At 64.6% G+C, this 17,030-nt stretch carries 8 protein-coding genes; all 8 read left to right on the top strand.

Features of this window, described 5'->3' with window-relative positions; translation table 11 throughout:
* Positions 1 to 184 precede the first annotated feature (184 nt).
* The 8 genes from IAE34_RS10535 to IAE34_RS10500 all read left to right on the top strand — a co-directional run bounded on the left by IAE34_RS10535 (position 185) and on the right by IAE34_RS10500 (position 16,987).
* Positions 185 to 1,465, top strand: a complete 1,281-nt coding sequence (locus tag IAE34_RS10535) for a serine/threonine transporter (protein ID WP_200138883.1) — start codon at positions 185 to 187, stop codon at positions 1,463 to 1,465.
* A gap of 105 nt (positions 1,466 to 1,570) precedes the next feature.
* The gene (gene tpx, locus IAE34_RS10530; protein WP_200138882.1) at positions 1,571 to 2,071 is read left to right on the top strand and encodes a thiol peroxidase; all 501 of its coding nucleotides are present in this window, start codon (positions 1,571 to 1,573) and stop codon (positions 2,069 to 2,071) included.
* A 223-nt stretch (positions 2,072 to 2,294) separates the two neighbouring features.
* The gene (locus IAE34_RS10525; protein WP_200138881.1) at positions 2,295 to 3,566 is read left to right on the top strand and encodes an MdtA/MuxA family multidrug efflux RND transporter periplasmic adaptor subunit; all 1,272 of its coding nucleotides are present in this window, start codon (positions 2,295 to 2,297) and stop codon (positions 3,564 to 3,566) included.
* Positions 3,563 to 6,658, top strand: coding sequence for an MdtB/MuxB family multidrug efflux RND transporter permease subunit (locus tag IAE34_RS10520; protein WP_200138880.1), 3,096 nt, complete (start codon positions 3,563 to 3,565; stop codon positions 6,656 to 6,658). Before IAE34_RS10525 ends, IAE34_RS10520 begins: the two co-directional genes overlap by 4 nt.
* Positions 6,659 to 6,725: 67 nt before the next feature.
* Positions 6,726 to 9,836: an efflux RND transporter permease subunit gene (locus IAE34_RS10515; protein WP_200138879.1), complete on the top strand. Its 3,111-nt coding sequence runs from the start codon at positions 6,726 to 6,728 to the stop codon at positions 9,834 to 9,836.
* Positions 9,833 to 11,323 carry an efflux transporter outer membrane subunit gene (locus IAE34_RS10510; protein WP_200138878.1) on the top strand — a complete coding sequence of 497 codons (1,491 nt, stop codon included), beginning with the start codon at positions 9,833 to 9,835 and terminating at the stop codon, positions 11,321 to 11,323. The genes IAE34_RS10515 and IAE34_RS10510 overlap by 4 nt, the downstream gene beginning before the upstream one ends.
* A 150-nt stretch (positions 11,324 to 11,473) precedes the next feature.
* On the top strand, positions 11,474 to 16,252 hold the full coding sequence (locus tag IAE34_RS10505; protein WP_200138877.1) for an NEL-type E3 ubiquitin ligase domain-containing protein: 4,779 nt from the start codon (positions 11,474 to 11,476) through the stop codon (positions 16,250 to 16,252).
* Between the two features lie 180 nt (positions 16,253 to 16,432).
* Positions 16,433 to 16,987: a DUF4174 domain-containing protein gene (locus tag IAE34_RS10500; protein WP_200138876.1), complete on the top strand. Its 555-nt coding sequence runs from the start codon at positions 16,433 to 16,435 to the stop codon at positions 16,985 to 16,987.
* Positions 16,988 to 17,030: the final 43 nt, after the last annotated feature.

The following is a 17,030-nucleotide window of genomic DNA, read 5'->3' as shown; positions in this document are numbered from 1 at the left end:
GCGGATTCGTCCACCTTCCGAGGGCTTTTCCGACCCGGTACAGCGCCACCATCCCTGCGACAGGGCTTCGCAATAGTCCCCATTCAGTGCACAATCGCGCCCCTCTTTTGCGGTTGAGGTGGTGCGGACCCTGGGTTTGGCCATGCTCAGCCAGTTGCAATCTTGTGAGTGGAGTTGCACCCGGATGAATGAGCAGGCCCAAGGCGTCGAGCGACGCTTCGAATCGACTCAATCCGCTGCCCTGGGCAGTTGGTCGCGTCAGGACACTACCTGGATGCTGGGCCTGTTCGGCACGGCCATCGGCGCCGGAACCCTGTTCCTGCCGATCAACGCCGGGCTCGGCGGTTTCTGGCCGCTGCTGATCCTGGCGCTGCTGGCATTCCCCATGACCTACTATGCTCATCGCGCGCTGACCCGCTTCGTGCTGTCCGGCAGCAGGGACGGTGACATCACCGACGTGGTCGAGGAGCATTTCGGCGTGACGGCAGGCACCCTGATCACGATCCTGTACTTCTTCGCGATCTTCCCCATCCTGCTCATCTACAGCGTGGCGCTGACCAATACCGTCAGCAGCTTCATGGAGCACCAGTTGCACACGACGCCACCGCCGCGGGCGTTGTTGTCGTTCGTGCTGATCCTCGGCCTGCTGGCCATCGTGCGGTGCGGTGAACAGGCCACGGTCAAGGTCATGAGCCTGCTGGTCTACCCGTTCATCGTCGCCCTGGCGCTGCTGGCGCTGTACCTGGTGCCGCACTGGAATGGCGGCATCCTCGATACCGCGCAGCAACTGCCGGCTGGCTCGGCGCTGCTGCACACCTTGTGGTTGGCGATTCCGGTGATGGTGTTTTCCTTCAACCATTCGCCGATCATCTCGGCCTTCGCGGTCGATCAGAAGCGCCGCTATGGGGACCATGCCGACCAGCGCAGTGGGCAGATCCTGGCACGCGCCCACCTGCTGATGGTGGCCATGGTGCTGTTCTTCGTGTTCAGTTGCGTATTGACCCTCAGTAGCGCTCAGCTGGCCGAAGCCAAAGCGCAGAACCTGTCCATCCTCTCTTACCTGGCCAACCATTTCAGCAATCCGGCCATTGCCTTCGCTGCGCCCCTGATCGCCTTCGTTGCCATCGCCAAATCCTTCCTGGGCCACTACATCGGCGCCAACGAAGGTCTCAAGGGCATCATCGTCAGAACGGGCCTGCGGCCCGGTGCCAAGGCCCTCGACCGAATCGTCGCGGTGCTGATGCTGGTGGTGTGCTGGATCGTCGCCACCTTGAACCCAAGCATCCTGGGCATGATCGAGTCGCTGGGCGGTCCGATTCTGGCAGTGCTGCTGTTCCTGATGCCGATGTACGCCATCCGCCGCGTACCGTCGATGCGCAAGTACAGCGGTGCGGTATCGAACATCTTCGTCGTGGCGATCGGCCTGGTGGCATTGAGCTCGGTGGTATACGGCCTGCTGAGCTGAGCGGCGCCGAGCAGGGCGGGCTTGCAACGCTTGCCCGCTTGCAGCCTGCGTCCAAAAGCGCTTAACTCTGGATCCTTTTTCCAAACCTCATCAAGGAATAGCGCCATGGCTCAAGTCACTCTCAAAGGCAACCCGGTGCAGGTCAACGGCGAATTGCCCAAGGTCGGTGCCCAGGCGCCAGCCTTTTCCCTGGTCGGCGAAGGCCTGGCCGACAAGTCGCTCAAAGACTACGCTGGCAAGCGCAAGGTGCTGAACATCTTCCCGAGCGTCGATACACCGACCTGCGCCACTTCTGTGCGCAAGTTCAACGCCCAGGCCAACGAACTGCCCAACACCGTCGTGCTGTGCATCTCCGCCGACCTGCCGTTCGCCCAGGCGCGTTTCTGCGGCGCCGAAGGCCTGGAAAACGTCAAGAACCTGTCCACCCTGCGCGGCCGCGAATTCATCGAGAACTACGGCGTGGCCATTGCCGACGGCCCGCTTGCCGGCCTGACCGCGCGCGCCGTCGTGGTACTGGATGAGCAGGACAAAGTGCTGCACGCCGAACTGGTCAAGGAAATCGCCGAAGAGCCGAACTACGAGGCGGCACTGGCGGTGCTCAAGTAAGCATGCGCCTGCGCCGTGGCACAGCCCGCCACGGCCTCTGCGCAGACAGGCATGCCTGAACGACGGCCCGGAGCCCACTCCGGGCCGTTTTCATTTAAAGTTCATCGTTTTAGCTACGTCAGCCAATGGTAAATCCCAGGTAAAGGCGCTTTGCTAATCCAATGCCAGTGCTTATCGTTCAACGTCCCAGCTCGCCACTCTCTGAACAAGGTTCGTTCACCCTATGCAAGCTCCCGTATCCCGTTCCCCACGTCGCTGGCTGATCGGCCTGTTGCTCCTGTTGCTGGTGGCCTTGCTGGCCTGGTGGCTGTGGCCTGCCGCAGCACCCAAGCACAAGGAGCCGGCGGCGCACCTGACCAAGAGCGGGCGGCCGGGTTACGGCGCCTCCAGCGATCCGGTGCCGGTCCGCGTGGAACCGGTGCGCGTCGGCGATTTCCCGCTGTACTACAAGGCCCTGGGCACGGTCACGGCCACCAGTACGGTCAATGTACGCAGTCGGGTCGCCGGCGAGCTGGTGAAGATCCACTTCAAGGAAGGGCAACAGGTGAAGGCCGGCGACCTGCTCGCCGAGATCGATCCCCGCCCTTATCGCATCGCCTTGCAGCAGGCCGAGGGGACATTGGCGCAGAACCAGGCGCAGTTGCAGAACGCCCAGGTCGATCTGGCCCGCTACAAGGGCTTGTATGCCGAGGACAGCATCGCCAAGCAGACCCTGGATACCGCCCAGGCCCAGGTCGGGCAGTTCCAGGGCCTGGTCAAGACCAATCAGGCGGCGGTCAACGATGCACGGTTGAACCTGGAGTTCAGCCAGATTCGCGCGCCGATCAGCGGTCGCCTCGGGCTGCGCCAGCTCGACCTGGGCAACCTGGTGGCGGCCAACGACACCACGGCCCTGGTGGCGATCACCCAGACCCAGCCGATCAACGTCGCCTTCACCTTGCCGGAAACCGAATTGAGCACCGTGCTCGAGCGCTACCGCAGCGGTGCGCGGCTGACCGTGGAGGCCTGGGATCGGGGGGACACCCGGCTGCAGGCCACCGGTGTGCTGGGCAGTCTGGACAACCAGATCGACACCACCACCGGCACCCTCAAGTTCAAGGGCCTGTTCGAAAACAAGGACAGCGCGTTGTTCCCTAACCAGTTCGTCAACGTGCGCCTGCTGGCCGATACTCTCAAGCAGGTGGTGCTGGCCCCGGCCGCCGCCATCCAGTTCGGTAACGACGGTACGTTCGCCTATGTGATCGGTGCCGACGACAAGGTCATCGTGCGCAAGCTCAAGGTGGGCGCCAGCGACGGCGTCAACAGCGTGATCCTCGAAGGGCTCAAGGACGGCGAGCGCCTGGTGCTCGAAGGCACCGATCGCCTGCGTGAGGGCACCCAGGTCGAGATCGTCCAGGACAGCGCCCAGGTGCCCGCTACCCCTGGCTCGCACCTGCAGGGGCAGCCGAGCCAGGACGCCACCCAGTCCGGTGAGTCGAGCAAGGCGGGCGCATGAACATCTCGCGGCTGTTCATCCTGCGCCCGGTCGCCACCACGCTGAGTATGCTGGCCATCGTCCTGGCCGGCCTCATCGCCTACAAGCTGCTCCCGGTGGCAGCCTTGCCTCAGGTGGACTACCCGACCATCCGCGTCATGACCCTGTATCCCGGGGCCAGCCCGCAGGTGATGACCAGCGCGGTCACCGCGCCGCTGGAGCGTCAGTTCGGGCAGATGCCGGGCCTCAGCCAGATGGCCTCCACCAGCTCCGGTGGCGCCTCGGTACTGACCTTGCGCTTCAGCCTGGACATGAACATGGACGTCGCCGAGCAGCAGGTACAGGCCGCGATCAATGCCGCCAGCAACCTGCTGCCCAGCGACCTGCCAGCACCACCGGTGTACAACAAGGTCAACCCGGCCGATACCCCGGTGCTGACCCTGGCTATCAGCTCGCGCACCCTGCCGTTGCCCAAGCTCAACGACCTGGTCGACACCCGAGTGGCCCAGAAGGTCGCGCAGATCAGCGGTGTGGGCATGGTCAGCATCGCCGGTGGTCAGCGCCAGGCGGTACGGATCAAGGTCAACGTCGATGCGCTGGCCGCCAACGGCCTGAATCTGGACGATGTGCGCACACTGATCGGCGCCTCCAACGTCAACCAGCCCAAGGGCAATTTCGACGGCCCCACCCGGGTCTCGATGCTGGACGCCAACGACCAACTGCGCTCGCCCGAGGAATATGCCAATCTCATCCTCAAGTACAGCAATGGCGCGCCGTTGCGCCTGAAGGACGTGGCCGAGATCGTCGATGGCGCCGAGAACGAACGGCTGGCGGCCTGGGCCAACGAGAACCATGCGGTGCTGCTGAACATCCAGCGCCAGCCGGGGGCCAACGTCATCGATGTGGTCGACCGGATCAAGACGATGCTGCCGTCGATCACCGACAACCTGCCGGCCGGGCTCGAGGTGAGCGTGCTCACCGACCGTACCCAGACCATCCGTGCCGCGGTGCGCGACGTGCAGCACGAGTTGCTGTTCGCCATTGCCCTGGTGGTGATGGTCACCTTCCTGTTCCTGCGCCGCTTCAGCGCGACCCTCATCCCCTCGATCGCCGTGCCGTTGTCGCTGGTCGGCACCTTTGGCGTGATGTATCTGGCCGGTTTCTCCATCAATAACCTCACGCTGATGGCCCTGACCATCGCCACCGGTTTCGTGGTGGACGACGCCATCGTCATGCTGGAAAACATTTCCCGTCACATCGAAGAGGGCGAGACACCGCTGCAGGCGGCGCTCAAGGGCGCCCGGCAGATCGGCTTCACGTTGATTTCCCTGACCTTCTCCCTGATCGCGGTGCTGATCCCGCTGCTGTTCATGGCCGATGTGGTCGGTCGGCTGTTCCGCGAGTTCGCCATCACCCTGGCGGTGGCCATTCTCATTTCCCTGGTGGTGTCGCTCACCCTGACGCCGATGATGTGCGCACGCCTGCTCAAGCGCGAACCCAGCGAACAGGAGCAGGGCCGCTTCTATCGCGCCAGCGGCGCCTGGATCGACTGGCTGATCGAACGCTACAGCCATGGCCTGAAATGGGTGTTGCGCCATCAACCGCTGACGCTGCTGGTGGCCTTGGCGTCGCTGGCGCTGACCGTGATTCTCTATCTGGTGGTGCCCAAGGGCTTCTTCCCGGTGCAGGACACTGGTGTCATCCAGGGCATTTCCGAGGCCCCGCAATCGATCTCCTTCGCGGCCATGAGCGAGCGTCAGCAGGCCCTGAGCAAGGTGATTCTGCAGGACCCGGCGGTGCAGAGCCTGTCGTCCTACATCGGTGTGGATGGCGACAACGCCACCCTCAACAGCGGGCGTTTGCTGATCAACCTCAAGGCCCATGCCGAGCGCGATGTCACCGCCAGCCAGGTGATCGAACGCCTGCAACCGCAACTCGAGCGCCTGGTTGGCATCCGCCTGTTCATGCAACCGGTGCAGGACCTGAGCGTCGAGGATCGGGTCAGCCGCACCCAGTACCAGTTCAGCCTGTCATCGCCAGACCCCGAGATGCTCGCCGAATGGAGCGCCAAGCTGGTCCACGCCCTGCAGCAGCGCCCTGAGCTCACCGACGTGGCCAGCGACCTGCAGGACAAGGGCCTGCAGGTGTACCTGGCGATCGACCGTGACATGGCCAGCCGGCTGGGCATCACCGTCGCCCAGATCACCAACGCCCTGTACGATGCCTTCGGCCAGCGGCAGATCTCCACCATCTACACCCAGGCCAGCCAGTACCGGGTGGTGCTGCAGGCCCAGGCGGCTGCGAACATCGGCCCGCAGGCGCTGGAATCGATCCACGTCAAGGCCAGCGACGGGGGGCAGGTGCGCCTCTCGGCGCTGGCTCGCATCGAACAGCGCCAGGCGCAGTTGGCGATTTCCCATATCGGCCAGTTCCCGGCGGTGATGATGTCGTTCAACCTGGGGCAGGGTGTGTCCCTGGGCCAGGCGGTGCAGGCGATCGAACAGGTGCAGCAGCAGATCGGCATGCCGTTGGGTGTGCAGACGCGCTTCCAGGGCGCTGCCGAGGCCTTCCAGGCGTCGCTGTCGAGCACACTGTTGCTGATTCTCGCGGCCGTGGTGACCATGTACATCGTGCTCGGCGTGCTCTACGAGAGCTACGTGCACCCGGTGACCATTCTCTCCACCTTGCCTTCGGCAGCGGTCGGGGCCTTGCTGGCGCTGCTGCTCAGCGGCAACGATCTGGGCATGATCGCCATCATCGGCATCATTCTGTTGATCGGTATCGTCAAGAAGAACGCGATCATGATGATCGACTTCGCCCTGGAAGCCGAACGCAATCAGGGCATGAGCCCGCATGAGGCGATCTACCAGGCGGCGCTGCTGCGTTTCCGGCCGATCCTCATGACCACCCTGGCGGCCCTGTTCGGCGCTTTGCCGCTGATGCTCGCCACCGGGTCGGGTGCCGAGTTGCGCCAGCCGCTGGGCCTGGTGATGGTCGGCGGCCTGCTGGTCAGCCAGGTGCTGACGCTGTTCACCACGCCGGTCATCTACCTGTACTTCGACCGCTTGGCCCGCCGTTGGCGGCGTACCGACCCGGCGGAGGTCCAGGCATGATCGGCAGGCACTGCGCAGCGGCGATCGCCGAGGGTCACAGCTACAGGCCTGACGCCGGGAGGGGTCGATGAACCTGTCCGGTCCGTTCATTCGTCGCCCCGTGGCGACCCTGTTGCTGAGCCTGGCGATCATGCTGCTGGGCGGCGTCAGTTTCGGCCTGCTACCGGTCTCGCCCCTGCCGCAAATGGACTTTCCGGTCATCGTGGTCCAGGCCAGCCTGCCCGGGGCCAGCCCTGAAGTCATGGCCTCGACCGTGGCCACGCCGCTGGAACGCAAGCTGGGCAGCATCGCCGGGGTCAACGTCCTGACCAGCAATTCCAGTCAGGGCGCGACCCGCGTGATCATCGGCTTCGACCTGGGCCGCGACATCGACGGGGCGGCGCGCGAAGTGCAGGCGGCGATCAACGCCAGCCGCAACCTGCTGCCCAGCGGCATGCGCAGCATGCCCACCTACAAGAAGGTCAATCCGTCTCAGGCGCCGATCATGGTGCTGTCACTGACCTCCGACATCCTGTCCAAGGGACAACTCTACGACCTGGCCGACACCATCCTTTCCCAGAGCCTGTCGCAGGTCAACGGTGTCGGCGAAGTGCAGATCGGCGGCAGTTCGCTGCCGGCGGTGCGCATCGAACTCGAACCGCAATTGCTCAACCAGTATGGCCTGGCCCTGGACGACGTACGCACCGCAGTGGCCAACGCCAACCAGCGCCGGCCCATGGGCTTCGTCGAGGACGACCAGCGCAACTGGCAGGTGCGCGCCAACGATCAGTTGGAGAAAGCCGAGGACTACAAGCCCCTGGTGATTCGCCAGCAGAACGGCGCCATCCTGCGTCTGAGCGATGTCGCCAAGGTGAGCGACGGCGTCGAGAACCGCTACAACAGCGGCTTCTTCAACAACGATGCGGCCGTGCTGCTGGTCGTCAACCGTCAGGCCAACGCCAACATCATCCAGACCGTGCAGCAGATCAAGGATCAGCTGCCGGCGCTGCAATCGCTGCTGCCGGCCAGCGTCAAGCTCAACGTGGCCATGGACCGCTCGCCCGTGATTAAGGCCACGCTAAAGGAGGCCGAGCATACGCTGCTGATCGCCGTGGTGCTGGTGATCCTGGTGGTGTATCTGTTCCTGGGTAACCTGCGCGCTTCGCTGATCCCGAGCCTGGCAGTGCCGGTGTCGCTGGTAGGCACCTTCGCGGTCATGTACCTGTGCGGCTTTTCGCTGAACAACCTGTCGCTGATGGCGTTGATCCTGGCCACCGGGCTGGTGGTCGATGACGCCATCGTGGTGCTGGAGAATATCTCGCGGCACATCGAAAACGGCGTGAAACCCATGCGCGCGGCCTTCCTCGGGGCCAAGGAAGTCGGCTTCACCCTGCTGTCGATGAACGTCTCCCTGGTTGCAGTGTTCGTGTCGATCCTGTTCATGGGCGGCATCGTGCGCGGTTTGTTCAAGGAGTTCTCGATCACCCTGGCGGCGGCGATCATGGTCTCGCTGGTGGTGTCGCTGACCCTGACGCCCATGCTCTGTTCGCGCTGGCTCAAACCCCATGCCGCCGGGCAGCAGACCCGGCTGCAGCGCTGGAGCGACCGACTGCACCAGCGCATGGTCGCCCGCTACGATCGCAGCCTGGGCTGGGCCCTGCGCCATCGGCGGCTCACCCTCATCAGCCTGCTGGCGACCATCGCGCTGAACGTCGCGCTCTATATCATCGTGCCCAAGACCCTCATGCCGCAGCAGGACACCGGGCAGTTGCAGGGTTTCGTGCGGGGCGACGATGGCCTGTCGTTCAGCGTGATGCAACCGAAAATGGAAATCTACCGTCGCGCACTGCTGGCCGATCCTGCGGTGCAGAGCGTGGCCGGCTTCATCGGCGGCAACAGCGGCACCAACAACGCATTCGTGCTGGTGCGCCTGAAACCCATTGCCGAGCGCAAGGAAAACGCCCAGAAAGTCATCGAGCGGCTGCGCAAGGACCTGCCCAAGGTGCCCGGCGGGCGCTTGTTCCTGATGGCCGACCAGGACCTGCAGCTCGGTGGCGGGGGACGCGACCAGAGTACCTCGCAGTACCTTTACACCTTGCAGAGCGGCGATCTGGCGGCCTTGCGCGAGTGGTTCCCCAAGGTCGCGGCCGCCCTGCGCAAGCTGCCCGAGCTCACCGCCATCGATGCCCGTGACGGGGCCGGTACCCAGCAGGTGACGCTGGTGGTCGATCGCGACCAGGCCAAGCGCCTGGGCATCGACATGGACATGATCACCGCCGTGCTCAACAACGCCTACAGCCAGCGGCAGATCTCCACCATCTACGACAGCCTCAACCAGTACCAGGTGGTCATGGAGATCAATCCTCGCTACGCGTGGGATCCCAGCACCCTGGAACAGGTCCAGGTGATCACTGCCGACGGCGCCCGGGTGCCGCTGTCGACGGTCGCTCACTACGAGAACAGCCTGGCCAGCGACCGCGTGAGCCACGAGGATCAATTCGCCTCGGAAGACATTTCTTTCGACGTTGCGGCAGGCTATAGCGTCGACCAGGCGCTGGCCGCCGTGGAGCGCGAGGTGGCCAGGCTGGGCTTGCCCGAGTCGGTGATCGCCAAGCTGGGCGGCGACGCCGATGCCTTCGCCAAGACGGCCGAGGGCCAGCCGCTGATGATCCTCGGGGCGTTGCTGCTGGTGTACCTGGTCCTGGGTATCCTTTACGAGAGCTACATTCATCCGCTGACCATCCTCTCGACCTTGCCTTCGGCCGGCGTGGGCGCCTTGCTGACGCTCTACCTGACGGGTGGTGAGTTCAGCCTGATCTCGCTGCTGGGCCTGTTCCTGCTCATCGGCGTGGTGAAAAAGAATGCGATTCTGATGATCGATCTGGCCCTGCAACTGGAGCGCCACGAGGGTTTGACCCCTGAAGAGTCGATCCGCCGGGCCTGCCTGCTGCGTCTGCGACCGATCCTGATGACCACGCTTGCCGCGATGCTCGGCGCGCTGCCGCTGCTGCTGAGCCAGGCCGAAGGCGCAGAAATGCGCCAACCGCTGGGCCTGACCATCCTCGGTGGCCTGGTGTTCAGCCAGGTCCTGACCCTCTACACCACCCCTGTCGTCTACCTGTACCTGGACCGCGCGCGCCATCGTTTCAACCGCTGGCGCGGCGTGCGCACCGACGCCGCCCTGGATACTCCGCTATGAATTTTGCTCAGACTCCGCTGCACCGTGTCCTGCAACTGCTGACCTGGGGCCGCGGCTCGCGCCTGGTCGGCGCCGGCTTGTGCGTGGCGCTGCTCAGCGCCTGCACCCTGAGCCCCGACTATCACCGCCCGCAGATCAGTACCCCGGCGCAGTTCAAGCAGGCCGAGGGCTGGACCCCGGCCAAGCCCTCGGACGCCATCGCCCGCGGTGCCTGGTGGGAAATCTACGGCGACCGTCAGCTCGATACGCTGGTCGAGACCCTCAATCGCAGCAACCAGACCGTCGCTCAGTACGAGGCGCAGTACCGCCAGGCCCAGGCCTTGGTGCGCAGCAGCCGCGCATCGCTGTTTCCTTCGCTCGATCTCACCACCACCAAGACCCGCTCGGCACAAGGGGCGGGCAGCTCCAGCTCCAGCCTGTCCAACAACAGCAGCGGAATTCGTGACACCTACAACGCCCAGCTGGGCGTGAGCTGGGAGATCGACCTGTGGGGCAAGTTGCGCGATACCCTCGACGCCAATGAGTCCAGCGCCCAGGCGAGCCTGGCGGACATGGCTGCGATCCGCCTGAGCCAGCAGTCGGAACTGGTGCAGAACTATCTGCAATTACGGGTGATCGATCAGCAGAAACGCCTACTCCAGGCCACCGTCGCCGCCTACGAACGCTCGTTGCGCATGAACCAGAATCAGTACCGCGCCGGCGTTGCGGGTCCGGCCGCCGTGGCCCAGGCACGCACCCAGCTTAAGAGCACCCAGGCCGACCTGATCGATCTGGCCTGGCAGCGTGCCCAGTACGAGAACGCTATTGCGGTGCTCATGGGCAAGGCCCCGGCAGATTTCTCCCTGGCCGAGACCCAGAACGTACCAGCACTTCCGCAGATCCCCCTGAGCCTGCCGTCGCAACTGCTCGAACGCCGCCCGGACATCGCCTCGGCCGAGCGCAAGGTGATGGCCGCCAATTCCAACATCGGCGTCTCGCGTGCGGCCTATTTCCCGGACCTGACGCTGAGCATGAGTGGCGGCTATTCCAGCAGCAGCTTTCGCAACTGGATCGAATTGCCCAACCGCTACTGGTCGGTGGGTCCGCAACTGGCGATGACCTTGTTCGACGCCGGCAAGCGCAGCGCCGAGGTGGACCGCACCGTGGCCGTCTACGACCAGACCGTGGCTCAGTATCGCCAGACCGTGCTGGACGGGTTCAAGGAGGTGGAGAACTACCTGGTGCAGCTGAAGGTGTACGCCGACGAATCCGTGGTGCGCCAGGAGGCCCTGGACGCCGCCCGCGAGTCGCTGCGCCTGACCGAAAACCAGTACCGCGCCGGATTGATCGGCTACATCGATGTGGTCAGTGTCCAGGCCACCGCGCTGAGCAACGAACGTAGCGTGCTCAACCTGCTGCAAGGTCGCCTGGTGGCCAGCGTGCAACTGATCGCCGCCCTGGGCGGCGGCTGGGAGGCCGAGCCTGCGTTAGCCCAGGCTCAGGACTGAAAGAGGCCGCGGCCGCGACGGCGATGTCACCTCGTCGCGGCATCCTCTGATAGTTTCCGACGTCTTCGCGCGCGGGACGTGGCAATTATCTATCACCTGACACCATCAGCCGCTCCTTAGCCTCTGGGCTTTCCACAGGAGCATGCCATCTTGACCCACGCACTCACTACCGCAGCCTACCACCAGGACTGGGTCCTCGGCCGTCGCCTGCCTGCATGGTTGACCGCCGCCAGCCCTGAACAGATACGGGCGCTCCAGGACGCGATGAGCTTGAGCCTGTACTTTCAGCAACGAGCCAGGGCGTTTCTGGAGGGGTTGCAGGCGCCGGATGCCTTCGCGGCACCTTTGCTGGACGCCGCCCTGCGGCGGATCCTGGATGACCCGATCGATCTGGCCAGCCTGCGTTTCAGGACCGGGACCCGGGAAATAGTCATCACCTCCCAGCCCATCGGATCTCCGGTGACCAAGGCGGTCTACCGCGACATCCCTGCTCTCGAAGCGGCGATGCGCAACTTCACCGCCGAGCAGGCCGAGCCAGGCGGTCAGCTGGCTGGCAACCGGTTGCTCGTCCCCATGGCACCTGAAGCCCGCCTGCCGAGTGCAGCTCGATTCGCCCAACTGTGTCGCCAGCTCGATCTGGGCGGTCAATACCAGCGCCATCTGCAGCAGGTTTTGCTGCCAGTGGACAGTGGCGCCGAGACGGCAGACGGTCGACGCCAGCGGTTGTCGGTCCTGGCGCGTGCACACCGCTACGGCATGCTGGCCGATGCCCATGTAGCGCATCTCAAGGGCCATCTGGACGAATCCGAGCTGCAACTGGTGGTACAGGTCTGCGCGCTGAACCCAAAGCCTTCCCTGCAGGGACGTGCTGTGCAGGTCAAGGGCCTCGAGCTGCTGGGCTGCCGCCTGGAACGCATCGTGGTGTTGGACGTACGCGATGAAAGCTTGAGTCCGGTCTATACCTCCAGTCATCGCGTGCTGGTCCACATCCCAGGTGATCCGCACACCCCGTGGCGCGCCTTCGCCACCCTGCGCTATTTTGCCAACGACCTGGGCCGGCGACTGCGCACAGCACCCTACCAGCGCTTTTTCGGCCGATTCGTACGCAGACGCCATGCTTTTTCGTTCTTCGAGCAGGTGATCTCTGGCTACGAAGGTGTCAGCGACCTGGCCAACATTGCCTTGGACGAACACATGTATGCGCTACCCGAGCCAGTGTTCGATCACCTGGCCATGGCGCGTATCGAGCAGATCAAGGACGATGCCGCCATGATCGCCGTACCGGTGAGCGCGGTGGATGAGCAGGTCCAGCGTGAACACGACCAGCGCCTGGCCAGCGAGGGCTGGGCGCTGCTCAACCTGGCAGGGATGTTCGTGCCTGCCATCGGTCTGGCCTTGCTGGCGGTCAGTGCGCTGGAGCTGCTGCAGGAGGGCTACCACGGCTTCCAGGCCTGGCGCGAAGGCGATACCAGCGAGGCGCTGGACCATCTGCTCAACGTCGCCGGCGATGTGGCCACTTTCGCCGCCATGACCGCTGGTATCACCGTGGCGCAGCGGTTGTGGAGTCGCTCCAGCTGGGTGGACGAGCTGCTGCCCGCCAGGCTCGAAGATGGCACCACGCGACTCTGGCGTGAAGATGTGCAGGCTTATCGCAGCGCGCCGCCTGCCGATGCCCAGTGCGACGAGCAAGGCATCTGGCGGCAAGCGGACCGTGCATGGGTCAGGATCGACGCACATCATTACGCCGTGCGGCAAAACGCCGATCTGCGCTGGCAGCTGGTGCCACGCAGTGGTTACGGACCTCTGCTCGACCACAACGGCGCAGGCGCCTGGCGTTTCTGGTGGGAGCAACCCTTGCAATGGGAAGATCCCTATCAGTTATGTCGGCGCCTGGGCGAAAGCTGGGCGCAGTTGGACGATGGGCAACTGGACGAGATCATCCACATCCATGGCCTGGACGCCGGGCAGTTGCGGGCAGTGCATGCCGACGGCCGGGCTCCGGATGCCGCCTGGCTGGACAGCGTCGAACGTTACCAGCTGGACCGCCGGCTGCGCCTGACCATCGATCAGTTGCGCAGTGGCCGGCCGGCCGTGGACGTCCAGGTGCTCGCTCAGGCCCGATCGCTCCCAGGCGCCTCTCAGGCCAGCGACCAGACCCTGGCCGAGCTGGCGTGGGGACAGCGGCGCGTGCTGTTCGACCGTCTTTATCAGGCCACACAGGTCGATCAGGCGCCGGCCTTGCAAGCTTTGCGGCGCCAGTATCCCTCCCTGCATTCACGTGGCGCTGAACAGGTACTGGCACTGGCCAGGGCCACCGATCGCGCGCGTTTGCTGAGCGGTGGGCGTGTGCCGCTGAGCATCGCCGAATCAGCGGTGGCGATGGCACGGCGCATTCGTGTGGCCAGGGTGCTGGAGAGCCTCTATCTGGATGCCAGCCAGAGCGCGGATCTGGCGCGGGTCTCGATTCACCTGCTCGGTCGGATGCCGGGCGCGGCAGGCACGGGTTGGCGCCTGTACGAAGAATCGGTGTCCGGCCCTGTGCTCTTCACCGTCGAGGCCAAGGAGGGAGCCGCCACCTTCGAGCTGGTTCACCAGCAGGGGCACTTCCGGGTGATTGGCGCAGGGCTCGATGCATCGGGCGGGCTGTTCGAGGTATTGGCCCAGACCTTCGATCTGGCCCAGTGTCAGGCCATGGAACTGAGCGAACCTCTGGCGCACAACATTCGCGTGCGTCTGACGCGTTTCGCCAGCCTGCGGCGCGCTGAAATCGAGCGAGCCCTGGGGCTGTCCCGAACCACGGGCCTGTTCCGAGCGCCGTTTCGTAGCGCCAACGGGCGTATCGGCTACCCGCTCAGCGGGCGCGGGAACAGGCGCAGTCGCGCCTTGTATGCCAGGGTTCGTGCGTTATATCCAAACTTCAGCGACGCCGAGGTGGAAAGCTGGTTGCTCGCCACCCGTGCTCAGGGCGTCGATCACAACCTTGAGCTGCAACGTCTGTCGGCAGAGCTCGACACCCTGCGCGAGCACCTGAGTCTATGGACGCAGCAGGCCCAGGGGCTGATGGAGAGAAGCGAACGCAGCTCCTTGCGAGATGCCCTGATGGCGGCCTGGCGCCGTCAGTCGCAACGCGTGGCGAATCATGTGGGCGAGCCTATCGGCTACCGCCTTGCCCTGTGGTCGGTGCCGATGCGCCGTTTGCCGGAGTTGCCCGAACATGTCCGCTTCGGTCACATCCGCTCGTTGAGCATGAGCTGCATGAGCCTTGAAGAGATCCCCGAGTCGTTCATGGCCGCGTTTTCAGGCCTGCAATCACTGGCACTGACCAACAATGAGCTGACCCGCCTGCCACCGGCGGTCGAGCGCCTGGCGCAGTTGCGCGAACTGGACCTGTATGGCAACTCGATCGTACTGGACGAGGCGGACGCTACGCGGCTGGCCGCCTGCCATCAGTTGCACCGGTTGAGCCTTTCGTTCAATCCACTGGGCCGTAACCTGAACGTCAGTGCCATGACGCGCCTGGAGTCGCTGCAGATGCGCGCAACCGGTGTCGACGCCTTGCCCCAAGGGCTGCTGGACCTGCAGCTGCTGCAGGACGTGGATCTGCGCAACAACCACATCACGCAACTGCCGGAGGCGTATTACCGGGTGCCGCTGTGGGTCTCCGGCGCCATCCTGCTGGGTGAGAATCCTCTTGAGGAGGCGTCGGCACGTCGTTTGCGCAGTTTCATGCGCCTCAACGGCTGGCTGGAAGATGCCCAGGGCGACGAGGAGCCGGACGACATGCACGCCGATGATCCGGTGCAAGCCTTGAACCATGCCCGGGAGGGGTGGTTGAGCAGTATCTCCCCGGCTGATGCGCGCGAGTTCGGCGAGGCATGGGAGGCCTTGATGGCCGAGCCTGGCAGCCTGGATTATCTGAGGCTGCTGGGACGGCTGCGTGAGACTCGAGACTATCGCACCGACCCGACCGGACTGGGCACCCGGGTCAGCGCCATGCTCGCCGCTGCGCGTGATAACGGTGAGTTGCGCCAGGAACTGTTCGACCTCTCCAGAGGGCTGGAGGGCTGTGACGATGCAGTCATCGGCCGCTTCAGCGACCTCGAAGTCCACCTGCTGGTGTGGCAGGCACGAGGCGCTGCCGAGCGCGGTGGCGAGCGTGCCGCGCTGCTGTATCTTGGACGACAATTGTGGCGCCTGGATGAGGTCGACAGGATCATCGCCGAAGAGCTGCAACGGCGACGCCTGGGCGGCGGTCGGCCGGATGAGGTGGAGGTCGGGCTCGCTTACCGGCTGGGCCTGCGTGACGAGTTCGACCTGCCCGGCCAGCCGGCCACCATGAGTTATCGAGAGGTGGCAGGGGTCAGCACGGCGGACCTGGACACTGCGCGCGCTCGATTGCGCGAAGCCGAAACCGATGCCGCTGTAGCGCAGTCGATGGTGTGGAAGACGTTCTGGCGAACTCACGTGGTGGCGGCCGACCCCACGGGTTTCGAGCAGTTGGACCAACGCTTTCACAGCCGCCTTCAGGTCGTCGGAGACATGATCGAAGGCAAGACCTACGACCAGGTACTCGAAGCACGCGCGGCGCACGTGCAGGCCTTGCAATCGCAGAGCGAGACCTTGGCCATCCAGCTGCAAGACGCAGGGCAAGATGCCGAAGCTGCGCAACGCTACCAGGTGGCGCTGGCCGATAACGCGCGCCAATTGGAGGAGGGGCGAGCGGAACTCGCCCTGATGCAGGCCGACTTCGACTTCGCCGAGCGCGTACGCCATTTGCAATCCACCACTGATGACTATCAAAGCTGGCTGACCAGCATCGGTCGCGACCGGGAGGCGGCCAGGGATGCGCGAGTGCTGGAATACACCCTTGCGGCATTCGCCGAATCCAGGCCTGAACCGCAGCCTGGGCCGAGCAACGCACCATCCTGAGTCTGCGTCGGCTATGCTTGTGAGGCAGATGTGTCAGACGTTTCCGAGATGTGGTGAGCTGCTGTCAAAGCGGCAAGTCATCCTTGGGTTTCACAGGCCCTGACCCCTGGTCCAGGGCCGACTCGGACTCCGTTCGCCGATCCATAGTCACCGATTCAACCGAGAAAACAGGAGATGCCCATGCTCGTCCGGTCCTTGACCCTCGCCTCCCTACTCTTGGTCAGCAGTCCGCTCTGGGCTGCCGACAGCGACGCCCCGTTGGCCAAGGAGCTGGGCAAGGCACGGCCACTGGTGGTCATCGCCCCCAGTAGCGCAGACCCGACGTTGCGTGGCCTGGAGCAGGCCATCAATGACCCGGCCACCCAGGCCGGGTTCAAGCAGCGCGATCTGGTGCTGTTCAGCGTGGCTCAGATGATGGGCAGGCGCGAAGACAAGAACCTCGAGCAGCAGACCACCATGGCCTTGATCCGCGAGCTCAAGCTTCCTGCGAGCAAAGGCACCAAGGTGATCTTGATCGGCAAGGACGGCGAGCGTCTAACGCTCAAGGACGGCGAAGATTCCACTCCGCTCGATGCCCAGGCCATCTTCAAGGCGGTCGACGAGTTGCCTGCCAGCGAGAAAGCCGTGGCCGCACCTGCCCCGGTGGCCGCTGCACCTGCCAGCAAGCCGGAAAAGCCCGGCAAGCCTGCCAAACCAAGCAAACCCACTGCCTTGCCCAAACCCCTAGACGACTGAACCACACGTGAGCGCCGGGCCGGTGCAGGTGCTTGGGTCAGCC

It is taken from the genome of Pseudomonas sp. S30 (genome assembly GCF_016518545.1).
GTDB lineage: Bacteria > Pseudomonadota > Gammaproteobacteria > Pseudomonadales > Pseudomonadaceae > Aquipseudomonas.
Note: the sequence above shows the minus strand (reverse complement) of the source record. Positions and strands in the feature narration are given on the sequence as shown.

Bases quoted from the DNA above. Each gene is read 5' to 3' on its own strand.
- IAE34_RS10515 (WP_200138879.1), top strand. From the start codon at position 6,726: ATGAACCTGTCCGGTCCGTTCATTCGTCGCCCCGTGGCGACCCTGTTG.
- IAE34_RS10525 (WP_200138881.1), top strand. From the start codon at position 2,295: ATGCAAGCTCCCGTATCCCGTTCCCCACGTCGCTGGCTGATCGGCCTG.
- IAE34_RS10520 (WP_200138880.1), top strand. From the start codon at position 3,563: ATGAACATCTCGCGGCTGTTCATCCTGCGCCCGGTCGCCACCACGCTG.
- IAE34_RS10510 (WP_200138878.1), top strand. From the start codon at position 9,833: ATGAATTTTGCTCAGACTCCGCTGCACCGTGTCCTGCAACTGCTGACC.
- IAE34_RS10500 (WP_200138876.1), top strand. From the start codon at position 16,433: ATGCTCGTCCGGTCCTTGACCCTCGCCTCCCTACTCTTGGTCAGCAGT.
- IAE34_RS10535 (WP_200138883.1), top strand. From the start codon at position 185: ATGAATGAGCAGGCCCAAGGCGTCGAGCGACGCTTCGAATCGACTCAA.
- tpx (WP_200138882.1), top strand. From the start codon at position 1,571: ATGGCTCAAGTCACTCTCAAAGGCAACCCGGTGCAGGTCAACGGCGAA.